The sequence below is a fragment of the Pectobacterium sp. IFB5596 genome, assembly GCF_021432585.1.
GTDB lineage: Bacteria > Pseudomonadota > Gammaproteobacteria > Enterobacterales > Enterobacteriaceae > Pectobacterium > Pectobacterium punjabense.
The window spans coordinates 587,182-603,766 of record NZ_LXFY01000001.1 but is presented as its reverse complement, the minus strand read 5'-3'; the positions used below and the strand labels follow the sequence as shown (position 1 = coordinate 603,766).

Here is a 16,585-nt window from a genome sequence, read left to right as displayed (position 1 = left end):
TTTTGTAAAGAAAATTAAAGGCCAAACAAGGGCTAACGTGCTGGAGCGGTAAAAAGGTGAAGCCCTGCAAGGGATAAGCAGGGCTTGTGTACTGAAGACAAAACGTTTCTTAAGGCAAAACGTTGCCGGCGGCGCGGTAAATCTCGTACCACTCTTCGCGGCTGAGCGTCAGCGTAGACGCCGCAGCGATATCACGGATACGTTCTGGGCTCATGGTGCCGATAACCACCTGCATGTCGGCAGGGTGACGCAGAATCCACGCGGTGGCGATCGCCGTGTTGGTGACGTTATGGTGCTTGGCGATGTGGTCAATTGTCGCGTTTAGCTTGGGGAATTTCTCATTGTCGAGAAAAACGCCCTCAAAAAAACCGTATTGGAAAGGTGACCAGGCTTGAATCGTCATCGAATTCAGGCGGCTGTACTCCAGAATTGAACCGTCGTGATTCACCGATGCGGGGTTCGTCATATTGACGTTAAAACCCGCATCAATCATGCCCGTGTGCATAATGCTGAACTGTAATTGGTTGGCGATAAGCGGCTGACGTACGGATTTCTTCAGTAGCTCAATTTGTAACGGGTTCTGATTGCTGACGCCGAAATGACGAACCTTCCCGCTGCGTTCCAGTTCATCGAATGCTGCCGCGACTTCATCGGGTTCAAACAGCGTGTCTGGGCGGTGCAGCAGGAGCGCATCAAGGTAGTCTGTTTTTAAGCGTTGCAGGCTGCCTTCAACGGACGCGACGATGTGCGCTTTGGAAAAATCGAAAAACCCCTTGCGGATGCCGCACTTGGATTGCAGAAAAATCGATTCCCGGCGGATGGACGTCTTCTGTAAACCTGCGGCGAAAACCTCTTCCGACAAGCCAGAGCCGTAGATATCGGCATGATCGAAGAAATCAATGCCGGCTTCAACGGATGCATTGAGGATGTCAGCCGCTTCATCCGTGCTTTTCTTCGCCATTCGCATACAGCCCAACGCAATGTTGGACGCTTGTATCGCGGATGTGCCGATTGTTATTTTTTTCATCGGGAACACTCCTTTTAGTATGGTTACACGCCTGCCGTTGATAAACCATGTGGCGGAATAAACGCTGATGATGCACGGGGCGGTTCGCTGTGAACGCCCGTGCGGAGAGGTTGTCCGCCGAGATGACTCGGCGGTGTGACTATTATGCGGCGGGTTTTGCCACGATGCTGCGGGTTTCCAGACGCACTTCAGCGATGAGGACGTCTAGCGTATCCCCCTGACGATAAACCACGTCACCTTTCACCGAGAGGGTGCCCATTTCCTGGCTACACACCAACTCATCACGCACCGCATGGATAAAGGAGGACGGGATAAACGCCACCGCGCCATTATCCAACAGGCGAACGCGCAGACCGCCGCGTGTGACATCAATGATTTCAGCGTTGAAGCGACTGTCCGTGCCGGCTTTATCTTTGAGGTAGCGGGCGTACAGCCAGTCGCCGACATCGCGCTCTGCCATACGGTTAAGGCGACGGCGTTCGGCCAGTTGTACCGTGATGTCATCTTGTGGTTTTTCTGCGGCTTGTCCGGTGATAACCGCTTTCAGCAAACGGTGGTTCACCATATCGCCGTATTTACGAATCGGGGATGTCCAGGTGGCATAGGCTTCCAGCCCCAGACCAAAGTGTGGCCCCGGCGTGGTGCTCACTTCCGCGAAAGACTGGAAGCGGCGGATACGGCTATCCAGGAACTGTGTCGGCTGGGCATCCAACTCGCGGCGCAGCGTACAGAAGCCTTCCAGTGTCAGCAGCGTCGGTGCATCAGCCTGAACGCCATGCGTGTCCAGTACCGCAACCGCTTGTTCAACCGAGGCGGGATCGAAACCGTTGTGCACGTTATAGATACCAAAGCCCAGTTTATCGCGCAGCACAATGGCCGCACAAACATTGGCGGCAATCATGGATTCTTCAACGATACGGTTGGCGATGCGGCGGTGTTCAACCACGATATCCAAGACATCGCCCTTTTCACCCAGCAGGAAGCGATAATCCGGGCGATCTTTAAACACTAAAGCATGCGCGGTGCGCCATTCACTGCGTGCCAGACAGAGGCGGTGCAGCAAACGGATTTGTTCAGCAATGGCCTCGCTTTGTGGCTGCCACTCGCCTTGATTTTCTAACCAATCAGAGACGTTGTCATACGCTAATTTGGCTTTGGATTCGATCCAGGCAGCAAAGAAGTGGATATCGTCACCCAGTGCACCGTCGGCGGCAATCGTCACGCGGCAGGCGAGGACGGGGCGACGCTCGTTCGGGAGCAGGGAACAGATATCGTCCGACAGTGCACGCGGCAGCATCGGGATGTTGAAGCCGGGCAAATAGTTGGTGAAGGCGCGCTGGCGTGCAATGTTGTCCAGTTCGCTACCTGCATCCACATACGCGGTAGGATCGGCGATGGCGATAGTTAATTGCAGTGAACCATCGTCGTTGTCCTGCACATACAGCGCATCGTCCATATCTTCGGTACTGGCGCTATCGATAGTGACAAAGTTCAGCGCAGTCAGATCTTCACGGACGAGCTCGCCGTCATGGCGTTCAGTGGTTTCCACTTCTGGCGCAGAACGCTCCAGATTGTGGCGTGACAACGTCACCCACCACGGCACCAGTGGGTCATCGCCCGTGGTGATGTACTGCGTCAGTTCGGCATGGAAGCCACGGTCGCCTTTCAACGGGTGACGGCGCATTTCGGCTACCGCCCAATCGCCATCCTGAAAATCGTGTGTCACATCGCGCGCCGCGCGGCAAGGAATCGCGTCTTTCAGCAGCGGGTGGTCAGGCGTAATGGATAAGCGATCGTCTTTTTTATGAATGCGCCCAACAAATCGGGTGAGGAAAGGTTCTATCAGCGTTTCTGGTTCGACAATTTCCCGATCTTTTTCCGTATGCAGGGTGGCGGTAATCCGGTCGCCGTGCATCACTTTTTTCATATGCGGAGGGGGAATGAAATAGCTTTTTTGTCCGTCAGCCTCAAGAAAGCCAAATGCCTTATCGGTACCTTTGACGACACCTTCAACACGCGGTGTCTGAGAGTGAAGTTGCTGTTTTAGCTGTGCAAGCAGCGGATTATCTTGAAACATAGCGTCCAGAAATACGATTGTGAGTGGCTTAATTAGCAGTTCACAGTTTTACTCGAATCAGGTGCTGGCGGCAAGAATAATCGGGGGAGCCGTGGCCGTATAACGACGGGGAAAGCGCGAATAAATTCGAATAAAGTCAATGCTGATTTGAGAGAAGCCCTGTCGTGTGCGCTATTGGTTTTGCGACACGACAGGGGGGAGGTTTACGCTATGACATAGCCCCTAATGAAGAGAGGCTTAAGCGATACGCAGCAGAGACTCTGCTTGCGTACTGCGCCGAACGCTAACGGGCACCGACTTCGACGTCGGCGTGTGCGTTTCATCGCCAAAGCTGGACAGCGGCACCAATGGGTTGGTTTCCGGGTAATAGGCTGCCAGATTACCGCGTGGAATATTGTAGCTCACCAGTTTGAAGTCGTTGACGATGCGGGTAATACCATCGTTCCACAGCGTTTCGATATCGACCCGATCGCCATCTTCCAGCCCTAACGCGGCAATGTCATCGGGGTGCATGAACAGCACTTCCCGTTGGCCATAAACGCCGCGATAGCGGTCATCCAGACCATAAATCGTGGTGTTGTACTGATCGTGCGAACGCAGGGTTTGCAGCGTAAAGGGTACATCGCTGCCTTGTAGCTGCGGGAACAGCGTATCGGGCAGCGCAGCATGGCCGAATTGGGCTTTTCCGTTGAGGGTGTTAAACCGCAGTTCTGCGGCGGCATTGCCGAGATAAAATCCGCCCGGCAGGTCGCAGTTGGCGTTGAAATCGGTAAAGCCAGGAATGGTGGCGGCAATATGATCGCGGATGCGTGAATAATCGTCCGCCAGCGCCAGCCAGTCGAGCTTTTCATTGCCGAGAACCGCATTGGCAATACCGCAAACAATCGCGGTTTCCGAGCGCTGCAACGGCGAAAGCGGCTGCCCGACACCCTGCGAGGCATGCACCATACTGAAGGAATCCTCGACGGTAATAAACTGTGCGCCGCTGGCCTGCATGTCGAGATCGGTACGGCCGAGCGTTGGCAGAATCAATGCATCGACCTTGCCAGTAACCAGATGACTGCGGTTGAGCTTGGTGCTGATATGTACGGTCAGATCGCAACGGCTGAGAGCGTCTTCGGTGCGTGCTGAATCTGGTGCGGCGGCGGCGAGGTTACCACCTAATGCGATCAGCACTTTTATCTCATCGCGCAACATGGCTTCCAGCGCCTCTACCGTGTTGTGGCCTGCGGCATAAGGTGGAGTGAAGCCATAATGTGCGGCCAGGCGATCGAGAAACGCAGCGGTCGGTTTCTCATCGATCCCCATCGTGCGGTTACCCTGCACATTGCTATGACCGCGTACCGGACACAGCCCCGCGCCCGGTTTCCCCAATTGCCCAAACAGCAGTTGCAGGTTTACGATTTCGCGCACGGTGGCGACGGAATGCTTGTGTTGGGTAATGCCCATCGCCCAGGTGCAGATCACGCGCGGTGACTGCTGATAAATTGCCGCCACATAGCGTAGCTGTGCTTCACTCAAGCCGGACTGCTGCTCGATTTTCTGCCAACTGGTCGCATCGACAGCCGCCAAATACTCATCCACCTGTTGGGTATGCGTGGACAGGAAATCCTGATCGAATAACCCCGGCTCTCCGTCAGACAGGCGCTGACGATGCGTTTCCAGCAGCGCTTTTACCATGCCGCGCACGGCAGCCATATCACCGCCCAGATTGGGTTGCAGGTAGGTTTCGCTAATGGTGCCGGACAGCGGCGTGAGCAGTTCCAGCGGATTTTGCGGATTGGCAAAACGTTCCAGACCGCGCTCGCGGAGCGTATTGAAGGAAACGATGTGCGCACCGCGATCGGCGGCGTGACGTAGGCTGTGCAGCATACGTGGATGATTGGTGCCAGGGTTCTGACCGAAGACGAAAATCGCGTCAGCGTGTTCGAAATCATCCAGCCGGATAGTGCCTTTGCCGACGCCGATACTCTGTTTCAGGCCAGTGCCGCTGGCTTCATGGCACATATTCGAGCAGTCAGGAAAATTGTTAGTGCCTAGCATACGGCCAAAAAGCTGATACAGATAAGAGGCTTCGTTACTGGCACGGCCGGACGTATAAAGCTCGGCCTGATTAGGATGTGCCATCTTGTTGATATGCTGAGCGATCAGCGCAAAAGCGGCGTCCCAGTCGATGGGAACATAGCGATCGCTGGCGCGATCGTAGCGCATCGGGTGGGTTAAACGCCCCTGATACTCAAGAAAATAGTCACTTTGCTGGCGTAGCGTCGTGACGCTGTGGGCGGCAAAGAAATCCAGATCGACTGCCTTGCGCGTTGCTTCCCAACTCACCGCTTTCGCCCCGTTTTCGCAGAAGCTGAACGTGCTGCTGTTGTCATCACCCCAGGCACAGCCGGGGCAGTCAAACCCTTTCGATTTATTGACCCGTAACAAGTTTCGGATATTTTTCAGCGCTTGCTTACTGTCGAGGACAAAACGGGTGGTGGCTTCCAACGAGCCCCAGCCGCCAGCCGCGTTGCGGTATGGCTTGATAGATGGTTTGAATTTCATAACATGTTCCGCAGGTGAATAAACCCGTCATACTTCAAGTTGCAGGTGTGTTGGCCGCCTCGCTCACCCCAGTCACTTACTTGAGTAAGCTCCTGGGGACTCGCTGCGTTGCCGCCGGCCTGAAACTCGAATTATCTAGGGTTTGTTTTTTTTATGTGAACAAAACTTTAAATGTTTGCTCTTGGTTTGAAGTTTAGGTGTCGTCGGCGACAGCGTCTAATCAAATGCGGCTATGGTGGGATAGAGGTGGCTTATCAAGGTATACTTGTCGCTTACCCACTACAGAGCCTGGCGATGGATATTAAACAGCTGCAATACCTATGCAATTTGGAGAAGGAACGCCATTTTGGCCGGGCAGCGGAAGCCAGTTTTGTCAGTCAGCCCACGCTCTCCATGCGGTTGAAAAATCTGGAGAAAGAGCTGGATCTGGCGTTAATCAATCGGGGTAACAATTTTGAAGGCTTCACGGCCGAAGGTGAGCGCGTGCTGGCCTGGGCGCGTGAGATCGTTTCGGTCTATCAGGGATTAAAGCTGGAAGTCGCCTCGCTGAAGCGCGGCGTAAGTGGGGTATTGCGCATCGGCGCGGTGCCGCAAAGCAGTATCGCATTGTCGAGCCTGCTGGCGGCGGTGAATAAGAAATACCCGCAGTTGGATTTCCAGATCTCGCTGTTCAGTGCGGATCAACTGCTGGAAGCGCTGAATGCGCATTCGGTGGATGTTGGTATCGGCTTTTTTGAATTTTCAACGCTACAGGAACTGCACTTTCAGGCGTCGCCGCTGACGGAGCGGGGCGTTGATCTGCTGTTCCATCCGCACCATTTTCCGCAGTTGGTGGGGGATGCGCCTCTGGCACTCGATGCGCTTTCCGAGGTGCCACTCTGTCTGGCAGAAGCCAGCCGCTATTTCCGTCGCTATCTGGATAGCCATTTTCGTGAAATGGGCGTCTCGCCGTGGGTCAAGGTGGAAAGCGCTTCCGTTCTGCAATTGATCCAAAGCGTCTACGTTGGGCTTGGGTGTGGGATTGTGCCCCACGGTAGCCTGATCCCAGAGATGACACCCGCGCTAACACTGCGCCCGCTGCAATTTCCCCCGATGCGCCGCCAGCCTGCGGTTGTCATCGCGCAGGCTGGTAGAGCGACGCCGCTGGCACAGAATTTCTTTGATGTCGCGCAGCAGTGGTTGCAGGCTCAGTCATAGAGGCTTTTGTCCTGCACTGGGGCAACCGATTTGCTAGCGCGAAGCCGTCTGACGGACTGGCGAATCACTAGCGTACCGTTGAGCAATAGGTTGCCCACGGGGGCGTCGGGGCGAATCAGACGATATTGCAGCAGTCTGACGGCCTCCTCACCCAGCGCCTCACGCGGCACATGTACCGAGGTTAGCGGCACGTCGTGAATAGCGGAGAGATTGAAGCCATCCATGCTCATCACCGAGACGTCTTGCGGGACGCGCAATCCAGCCTTGTTCAGCGCGTTCACCGCGCCAACCGCGATGAAATCACCGCCAGCCAGAATCGCCGTGGGCCATTTATTCCGTGGGCAGCGGGCTAAAAAATCGGTCATCGCGTGCTCTGCATCCGCCGTGCTGAAATTATCCAACGCCAGCAAATGATCTTCGGTTGAGAAAGGAAGATTATGGTGCTGATAGGCATCTCTGATGCCATCAAGGCGCAGTTCCATTGTGTAACGGCGCAGGCATAACAGCGTCAACACGGTATGGTGGCCCTGTTCAAAGAGATAGTGGGCGGAGAACTCGCCAATGAGCCGATGCGCGGGGGCGACACCCGGTAACCTCATCTTGCGGTCGATGCAGTTAATCAATATGCAGGGTTTTCCGCTGTCTGCCGCCAGCGCGTGAATATAGGGATCGTCGATACCAATCAGCAGCGCCGCCTCCGTGGCCGGATCGCGCATTTTGTCTAAAAATAGCGCCGCATCGCTGTCATTTTCCTCCAACCCGCAGTATCGCACGCGCACATCGTGTGGCTTCAGGGCATCAATAATGCTCTGTACCACTTTGTGATAGAAGATGTCGGACCGAATATCAAACGCACGCGGCGGGGCGAAGATAGTCAGCCCGTTTAACAGCAGGCGGCCGTTGGCGAGATCGGTCAGAACCCCGCACTGTCTGGCACAGTTAAGAATATCCGCTTTGGCGTTCTCACTGGTATTGGACTGACCAGACAGTACGCGTGAAACGGTACTGATCGAGTAGCCCGTCCGCTGCGCGATTTCACGGATTTTCAGGTTTCCTTTCATTTTGTGATCCCGTTCACCTTTGAAAATGACAAAGTTTTCATAGCCAGACATTTCCTGTTTTCAGGCAATATAAACAGGTTTTTGTTTGCATTTTAACCATAGCATGAAAATGTTTTCAAAAAAGTGAGTGTTTCACGATTTTCAATTGTTCTACTCTCAATTTGGTAAACCAATTTCAGTGGTTATATGTAATGAAATGGGGTTTAAGCTAATAAATACAATGAGATAAAAATGGTTCGATCGTCCGATAGGCTATAAATACAAAAATGCCGCCGAGATATCAGACCAATGTAACCCTACTTTCCTGTAAAGGAGTCACCATGAGTCTCGACATTAATCCGTCTTCCATCGCTACCAAAGGTAAACGGACATTCAGAAATCTGCGCTGGTGGGTGCTGAGCCTGTTTTTACTCGGCGTTACTGTTAACTACATCACGCGTAACTCGCTCGGTATTCTGGCGCCAGAACTGAAAACCAGTATGGGCATCACTACCGAGCAATACTCCTGGATTGTGGGTGCATTCCAGCTTGCGTATACCATTTTTCAGCCGATTTGTGGCTGGCTGATCGATGTCATCGGTCTGAAAATGGGCTTTATGATTTGTGCGGTGATATGGGCGTTGATGTGCATCTTCCACGCGGGGGCGGGAAGCTGGCTGCACCTTGCGATTCTACGCTTCTTTATGGGGGCGTCCGAAGCCGCTGCAACACCGGCGAACGCCAAAACCCTGGGCGAATGGTTCCCTAAGAAAGAGCGACCGATCGCGGCAGGCTGGGCTGGCGTCGGTTTTTCCATCGGTGCGATGCTGGCACCGCCCATTATCGTCGTCGCGCATGCCTATCTGGGCTGGCAGGGCGCATTTATGTTCACCGGTGCGCTGGCGCTGATGTGGGTGGTATTGTGGTGGCTGTTCTACCATAACCCGGAAGATCACCCCAATTTAAGCCGCGAGGAGCTGGATTTCATCCGTCAGGACAATGAAGCTCCGCCGGTCAAACTGCCTTTCTTTACCGCACTGAAGACCGTTTCAAAAAACAAACGCTTTTACGGTATCGCTATTCCCGCTTTTATGGCGGAACCCGCGTGGGCCGTGCTCAGCTTTTGGGTACCGCTCTATCTGGCGAATGAACGCGGTATGGATCTGAAGCAAATTGCGATGTTTGCATGGCTGCCGTTTCTTGCCGCCGATCTGGGCAGCGTCGCCAGCGGTTACCTTACCCGACTCTACACCCGCTGGTTTGGCTGCTCGCGTGTTAACTCGATTGTAGCTAGCTCGGTCACCGGTGCGTTTCTCATGCTGTCGCTAGCGCTGGTTGCCATCAGTAAAGATCCATGGGTAGCGATTCTGCTGATTTCCATCGGCGGGGTCGGCCATCAGGTGATTTCCTGCATGTTGAGCGCACTGGTCGTGGAATCGTTCGATAAAGGGCAGATGGCAACCGTGAACGGGATGCGCGGTTCGTTTGCGTGGATTGCCAGCTTTCTGTTCTCACTGTTAATTGGCGTCACCGCCGACAAAATCGGTTTTAACCCGCTATTTGTGGCGATGGGCTTCTTCGATTTGATCGGCGCCATCTTCCTTATCGCCTTTATTGCTGAACGCCGTGGGAAAACGCGTTCACAGGCATAACGGCTTATGCCGTTCGTTTAAGAAGCGAGATACACGGAGCGACCACGGGGCGAGGCTTCCCTACGAGAACCTCATCCCCGTGTTTCTCCTAGAAATGAGCTTAACCTGCATTAAGCGCAACGGCTGGTTTATTTTTTCCTGAAAAGGATGCTGTATGAAAACGTTGAAAAATTGGGTGTTTCGTCATCAGAGCGACGACCATGTTGAACTGCTGGTGGACGATAGACATGTTTTTCGCCTTTATGTGCTGGAGCCAATGCTGGCGCGCGTGCTGATTAAGCAGAACGGTGCACTGAAGCTGAACCGTACCTGGAGCATCGCGCCGCAGCAGGATGTTCCCTGGGAGGGGCGCAACCGTGAAAGTAGCGCAGGTTTTAGCCTGCCGGGGTTTTCACTGGAACAGGTGGATGACACGCTGCGTATCAGCACCGAGCGGATGCGCATTACGATTCACCAGCCGCTGTGGCTGGTGTGGGAATATCGGGATGAACAAGGCGAATGGCAGCCGTTTGCCGCCGATAGGCCGACTAGCGCCTACCTATTGAACCCGCACGGTGATGGCGTGGCGCACTATCAGCGCCGTTTCCCGACCGAGCGCTATTATGGTCTGGGTGAAAAAGCGGGCGATCTTGAACGCACCGGACGCCGGTTTGAGTTTCGTAATCTGGATGCGATGGGCTACAACGCGGCGAGTACCGATCCGCTGTATAAGCATGTCCCGTTTACCATTACCCGACGCGACGATGTCAGCTTCGGCCTGTTTTACGATAACCTGAGCACGACCTGGCTCGATCTCGGCAATGAAATCGATAACTACCATCTGGCTTATCGACGTTATCAGGCGGAGGCGGGCGATCTCGACTATTACCTGTTCATCGGGCCGCGCGTGCTCGATGTGACAAAAGCGTTTGTGCGGCTGACGGGGAAGACGCTCTTTGGGCCAAAATGGAGCTTAGGCTACAGCGGTTCGACCATGCATTACACCGATGCGCCGGATGCGCAGCAGCAACTGATGAAATTTATTGCGCTCTGCCGTGAACACCATATTCCGTGTGATTCATTTCAACTCTCGTCGGGCTACACGTCGATTAATAATAAGCGCTATGTGTTTAACTGGAATTACGACAAAGTTCCCCAGCCGGAAGCGATGTCGCAGGCTTTCCACGATGTGGGCCTCAAGCTGGCGGCCAATATCAAACCCTGTTTACTGCAAGATCATCCGAAATACGATGAGGTGACGGCGCAAGGGCTGTTTATCCGCGATTCCGAATCTGATATGCCGGAGCGCTCCAGCTTCTGGGACGATGAAGGCTCTCATCTTGATTTCACCAACCCGGCAACGGTGGCGTGGTGGCAGGAAAACGTTACCCGGCAACTGTTGGAGAAAGGCATCGACTCGACGTGGAATGACAACAACGAGTATGAAGTCTGGGATGGTGAAGCCCGCTGTCATGGGTTCGGCCAACCGATGGCGATCAAACATATTCGTCCGTTGATGCCGCTGTTGATGATGCGCGCCTCGCTGGAGGCACAGCAGCGTTTCGCCCCGACGCTGCGTCCTTATCTGATCTCTCGTTCCGGCTGTGCGGGAATGCAGCGCTACGTGCAGACCTGGAGCGGCGATAACCGTACCAACTGGCAGACGCTGCGCTACAACACCCGAATGGGCGTTGGCATGAGCCTGTCCGGGCTGTTTAATGTCGGGCATGACGTTGGGGGCTTCTCCGGTGACAAACCGGACGCCGAGCTTTTTGTGCGCTGGGTGCAAAATGGCGTGATGCATCCGCGTTTCACCATCCATTCCTGGAATGACGATCATACGGTGAACGAACCGTGGATGTATCCCTCTGTAACGGCGGCGATACGTAGCGCTATTGAACTTCGCTATCGCCTTCTGCCGTATTTTTATACGTTGCTCTGGCAAGCCAGTGCAGACGATGAACCGATGCTGCGACCGACATTCCTCGATCACGAACAGGATCGCGCGACGCTGGAGGAAACCGATGATTTCATGCTGGGGCGAGACATTTTGGTCGCCAGCGTGGTTGAGCCAGAGCAGCGTCGGCGGGCGGTGTACCTGCCTGCGAATACCTCTGGCTGGTACGATTTTTATTCCGGCCAATGGTTCAGCGGCGGACAGACGATCGTGCTGGATGCACCGCTGGAGCGCCTGCCGCTGATGGTCAGAGCGGGCGCGATGATCCCGCTGTCGGGGCGGACGGCGTATGTCAGCCAACATGAAGACGAACAGCGCGAATTCCTGCTCTTTCCGCCTGTCGCAGGCGGTACAGATAGCGGACTGCTGTTTGAAGATGACGGAGAAACGTGGCAGTGGCGTGAAGGGAACGCGCTGTGGCTGCGTTGGGAAATTCGTACGGATAGCCAGCGGATTGATATCACGTTCACATCAGAGGGACGATATCAGCCAGCATGGAAACACGCGACGCTGCGCTTGCCGTCAGGAGAGCGGCGCCAGCTGTATATCAACGGCGTTCTCACGGATACCTATCAATACCAATAATCATTTTATTTCTTCCTGTTGCGCCCCGGTATTATTGTTTACCGGGGTGTGAGGTTGCTGACGAAGTCCGCAGGGCGGGGGTAACGGATAGATCGTAAAGACGCTGTAAATACATCCATGTACGCTCGGATTGCGCCATCCATGGCGCAAACGCTTTACTCTTCTATTCCGTTACTCCCGTTCTCGTTCAGAAAATAGGTTTGTCAACGGTCTGATGCCTCGGTCTTATTTGTTTACCGGGGCGTTTTTTTGTTATGCAGAATATCAATAATATCTGATTGGTTATTTTCAGGATAATGAAATGTTAATGAAGTAAATGGAATATTAAATATAAAAAAGAGTTGTGCGAATACCCTTAATAAAATCGGAACTACAAAATAGTTTAAATAGTAAAAAAACATTTTATAACCGTTAAAAAAATAGATACTTGGTAAGTAATAAGTTCGCAAATTATCAGCCAAAAAAATTAATAAAAACAAATACGGCAGCTTCCGATTCATTTGCGAACAGAGTTTTTATTTTAAGTGGAGTATTCGCTATGAAGAATAATCACCATGATTTATTTGCCGCTTTTACACTCCCCAACGGTGCGACGCTGAAAAATCGGGTACTGATGGCCCCCATGACCACCTGTAGTGGGTTTTACGATGGGAGCGTAACCAAAGAGCTGGTGGAATATTATCAGCTCAGAGCTGGCAGCATCGGCACCGTGATTGTGGAGTGTTGTTTTATTGATGACAAAGGGTTGGCCTTTCCCGGTGCGATAGGGATCGACAACGACGATAAAATTGCCGGACTCGCCAAAATTGCGACAGCGATTAAAGAAAAAGGCTCGACGGCGATCCTGCAAATTTATCATGGCGGCCGTATGGTTGAGCCGCGTTTCATTGGCGGTGCGACGCCAGTTGCCCCTAGCGCCATCGCGGCACCGCGCGCGGGTGCCATCGTTCCGGTCGCGTTGTCAGGTGATGAAGTTGAAGCGATGATTGGGAAGTTTGGTGATGCCGTCCATCGCGCCATTCAGGCGGGTTTCGATGGTGTAGAAATTCACGGAGCCAACACCTACCTGATCCAGCAATTTTATTCCCCTCACTCTAATCAGCGCTCAGATCAATGGGGCGGCAGCCGTGACAAACGCGCGGCGTTTCCGCTTGCCGTTCTGGATATTGCCCATGACGTCGCTGGTAAGTACGCCGATCCGTCCTTTATCATCGGCTATCGCTTCTCGCCAGAAGAAATCGAAGAACCGGGCATTCATTTTGATGATTCGCTCTACCTGCTGGAAAAACTGGCGGCGCGCGGACTGGATTACGTCCACTTCTCGATGGGCAATATCTTGCGCTCATCGATTATCGAGACAAACGATCCGACACCGCTGATTAAAAAATATGTTGCGCGTCGTTCTGCGACATTAGCGGCGATTCCGGTTATTGGCGTAGGAGATATTGTCAATCAAGCCGATGCCGAGGCGGCGTTAGAAAAGGGTTACGACCTGATTGCCGTTGGCAGAGCCTGTATCGCTTATCCAGATTGGACGGATTGTATTGCCCAACAGAAAAAACTCGATCTGTATATTGCCAGCGATAAACGTGAAGCATTAATGATTCCCGAACCGCTGTGGCGTTTTTCATTAGTCGAAGCCATGATTCGGGACGTAAATTTAACCGGTAAGAAATTTAAATCTGGGGTGTATCAGGAAAACGTTCAGGACGAATGTGGCGAACTGCAAATTACCGTCCATTTCGAGCAAAACCGGGTCGCCGATATTGCGCTGGGTAATAGCGAGATTGATGATTCGCTGAAAATCAGTTTTGAAATTATTCGCGAACGCATTCTGGATACCAACAGTCCGCACGTTGATGCCGTAACGGGCGCAACGGCGCAAAGTGAAGCGATTAAAAAAGCCGTCACTAAGGCGATGGTGAAATCGAGCAAAGACGCCATTATTGCCGATGGCGGTAACCCAGATGCGCGCCGAGAAGCGGACGTCGTGGTGATTGGCAGCGGTGGCGCGGGGTTGGCGGCAGCGATTCAGGCCAGTGAAGAGGGCGCTCGCGTTATCGTCATTGAAAAGATGCCGGTCATCGGCGGCAACACAATTAAGGCCTCTGCTGGTATGAACGCGGCGGGAACGGTCTTCCAGCAAAATAAAGGCATCGAAGATAGCCACGCGCTGTTTTATAACGAAACGCTGAAAAGCGGAAAACAGAAAAATAACCCAACGCTGGTGCAATATTTTGTCGATCACGCATCTGACGCGATTAACTGGCTGGCGCAGCACGATATCGAGTTGAGTGATATCACCACGACGGGCGGCATGAGCGTTGACAGAACACATCGCCCTGCCAACGGCGCAGCGGTGGGCGGTTATCTGGTCAGCGGGCTGATTAAGAACCTCAATAAATACAATATTGAGGTGCTGCTGGAAACGTCGGTAACCGAAATTGTGCAGGAGAAGGGCAAGGTTAGTGCCGTCAGAGTCGTCAATGATGAACAGGAAGTGAGCCTGATTGCGACAAAAGCGGTGATTGTCGCGACAGGCGGTTTTAGTGCCAATCAGGCGATGGTGGAGTCATACCGCCCAGACCTAAAAGGCTTCGTCACCACCAACCATAAAGGCGCAACGGGTGGCGGCATTCGTCTGCTGGAGCAGATCGGCGCAGATACGGTGGACATGGGGGAAATTCAAACCCATCCGACGGTTGAACAGACGACGTCTTATCTGATCTCCGAATCCATTCGCGGCGGTGGCGCTATTCTGGTGTCGCAGCGTGGAGAACGTTTCTTTAACGAAATGGAGACGCGGGATAACGTCTCGTCCGCCATCGTCAACCTGCCGGAAGAGTACGCGTATATCCTGTTTGATGAACAGGTCAGAAATCGCAATCGGGCAGTTGAAGAATATGTCGCTCAAGGGCTGACCGTCAGCGCCAGTAGCGTGGCGGAACTGGCCGAGAAACTCGACATACCGCAGGCGGCTCTGCAAGCCACGCTTGAACGCTACAATACCTTTATTGCCGACAAACACGATGAGGACTTTGGTCGTTCAACGGGCATGCGCGACCCGTTGAATCAGGCACCTTACTACGCGATTAAAGTTGCGCCAGGCGTGCACCATACGATGGGCGGCGTGACGATTAACGCGAAAGCGGAGGTGTTGAACCGTCACAAAGAGACGATCTCTGGCGCTTATGCGGCAGGGGAAGTGGTGGGGGGGATTCACGGTGCGAACCGCATTGGCGGCAACGCCGTGGCGGATATCATTATCTTCGGTATTCAGGCGGGGATTCAGGCCGCGGCGTATGCTCGAGCACCGCGCCATTCCGGTTTTTTGCCGGCTAAGGCGCGTAAAGCCAGGTTTGTGAAATCCACGGATAACATCGCTGAAAGACAGTCGGCTATGATGGAATAGTGGAGCCGCTGGCGAGCGCCCTGAAAGGGCGTTCGCCCTGTTTCGACCGTTTACTCTCTGCACTGCAATCTGTTCATGGGAGCTACCCTATGCCATCTGTCGATAACGCTTACGTCTATTCCGTTCACCTAATGGGCAGCCCCATTTTGCTCAAACTGTTTGTCCATGATGAAACCGCCGTCAGGCAAGTTTTCCAACGCATCAAGCAGCTTGAAGATCTGCTCACCGTTAATCGAGCGCAGTCGGAAGTGATGAGCATCAACCATGCGGCGGGGAAAGCATTCGTTTCGGTAAGCTCGATTGTCTTTGCGCTGATTAAGCGCGCTAAAACGGTAAGTCTGCTTGAAAATAGTCGCTTTAACGTGGCGATCGGCCCTGTCGTCAAACTCTGGAAAATCGGTTTTAGCGGCAGCACGGTGCCTGACTGGGAATCGATAGATCGGGCGCTGGCATTAACCGATCCCGAACGCATTATCCTTAGAGAGCAAGACTGCGCCGTATTGTTAGAAAAAGCAGGAATGGAGATCGACCTGGGCGCGATTGCGAAAGGTTATATTGCCGATATCGTCAGGGACGTACTGCATCAACACGCTATTCAGGATGCACTGATTAATCTGGGAGGCAATGTGCTGGCTATCGGCAGTGCGTTGACGGATGAACAAGGGCTATGGAGCGTGGGATTGCAGAAACCTTTTGCGGATCGCGATAGCCTGCTCGGTGTGATTAAGGTGAAGAATAAATCCGTGGTGACATCCGGCGTCTATGAGCGTTTTTTCACCGTGGACGATCGTATCTATCATCATATTCTCGATCCCCGGACGGGCTATCCACTGGATAATGAACTACATAGCGTGACGGTTGTTTCGAACGATTCCCTCGATGGTGATATCTATACGACATTGCTCTACGGCATGGGCGTGGACGCAGGTATCAAGTTTTTACAACACCAGCCGGATATTGAAGCGATATTTGTGACAAAAACGCGAGAAATTATCTTTTCTTCTCAGCGACATTATAGGTTTGAATTGCTGGATAAGGATTATTCGGTGATGGTGTTGTGAAAATGAACGTTTCATCAGCGTTTTCTGTGTAGCAATTACTGGTGTACG

The 16,585-nt window shown here is 53.2% G+C and carries 9 protein-coding genes; 5 read left to right on the top strand and 4 right to left on the bottom strand.

Annotated features, from left to right (window positions below; translation table 11 throughout):
• Positions 1 to 109: 109 nt before the first annotated feature.
• From A6301_RS02865 to A6301_RS02855, 3 genes are all read right to left on the bottom strand, one after another.
• The gene (locus A6301_RS02865) at positions 110 to 1,027 is read right to left on the bottom strand and encodes an aldo/keto reductase family oxidoreductase (RefSeq protein ID WP_215483621.1); all 918 of its coding nucleotides are present in this window, start codon (positions 1,025 to 1,027) and stop codon (positions 110 to 112) included.
• Between the two features lie 142 nt (positions 1,028 to 1,169).
• Positions 1,170 to 3,104, bottom strand: a complete 1,935-nt coding sequence (locus tag A6301_RS02860) for an exoribonuclease II (protein ID WP_215483622.1) — start codon at positions 3,102 to 3,104, stop codon at positions 1,170 to 1,172.
• Positions 3,105 to 3,341: 237 nt separating this feature from the next.
• Positions 3,342 to 5,654, bottom strand: a complete 2,313-nt coding sequence (locus tag A6301_RS02855; RefSeq protein ID WP_234257067.1) for an FdhF/YdeP family oxidoreductase — start codon at positions 5,652 to 5,654, stop codon at positions 3,342 to 3,344.
• A 294-nt stretch (positions 5,655 to 5,948) separates the two neighbouring features.
• On the opposite strand from A6301_RS02855, the gene A6301_RS02850 reads away from it, so the two are divergent.
• Entirely contained in the window at positions 5,949 to 6,851 is a 903-nt protein-coding gene (locus tag A6301_RS02850) for a LysR family transcriptional regulator (protein ID WP_234257181.1), read from the top strand.
• Here A6301_RS02850 and A6301_RS02845 read toward each other — a convergent pair.
• Positions 6,842 to 7,912, bottom strand: a complete 1,071-nt coding sequence (locus A6301_RS02845; protein ID WP_234257066.1) for a LacI family DNA-binding transcriptional regulator — start codon at positions 7,910 to 7,912, stop codon at positions 6,842 to 6,844. The two genes, A6301_RS02850 and A6301_RS02845, sit on opposite strands and share 10 nt — an antisense overlap.
• Positions 7,913 to 8,232: 320 nt before the next feature.
• On the opposite strand from A6301_RS02845, the gene A6301_RS02840 reads away from it, so the two are divergent.
• The 4 genes from A6301_RS02840 to A6301_RS02825 all read left to right on the top strand — a co-directional run bounded on the left by A6301_RS02840 (position 8,233) and on the right by A6301_RS02825 (position 16,537).
• Complete coding sequence (locus A6301_RS02840) at positions 8,233 to 9,543, top strand: MFS transporter (RefSeq protein WP_234257065.1); 1,311 nt, start codon at positions 8,233 to 8,235, stop codon at positions 9,541 to 9,543.
• Between the two features lie 154 nt (positions 9,544 to 9,697).
• Positions 9,698 to 12,064, top strand: coding sequence for a TIM-barrel domain-containing protein (locus tag A6301_RS02835; RefSeq protein ID WP_107167556.1), 2,367 nt, complete (start codon positions 9,698 to 9,700; stop codon positions 12,062 to 12,064).
• A 538-nt stretch (positions 12,065 to 12,602) separates the two neighbouring features.
• Positions 12,603 to 15,476 carry a flavocytochrome c gene (locus tag A6301_RS02830; protein WP_234257064.1) on the top strand — a complete coding sequence of 958 codons (2,874 nt, stop codon included), beginning with the start codon at positions 12,603 to 12,605 and terminating at the stop codon, positions 15,474 to 15,476.
• Between the two features lie 89 nt (positions 15,477 to 15,565).
• Complete coding sequence (locus tag A6301_RS02825) at positions 15,566 to 16,537, top strand: FAD:protein FMN transferase (protein ID WP_234257063.1); 972 nt, start codon at positions 15,566 to 15,568, stop codon at positions 16,535 to 16,537.
• The last annotated feature ends 48 nt before the right edge of the window (positions 16,538 to 16,585 follow it).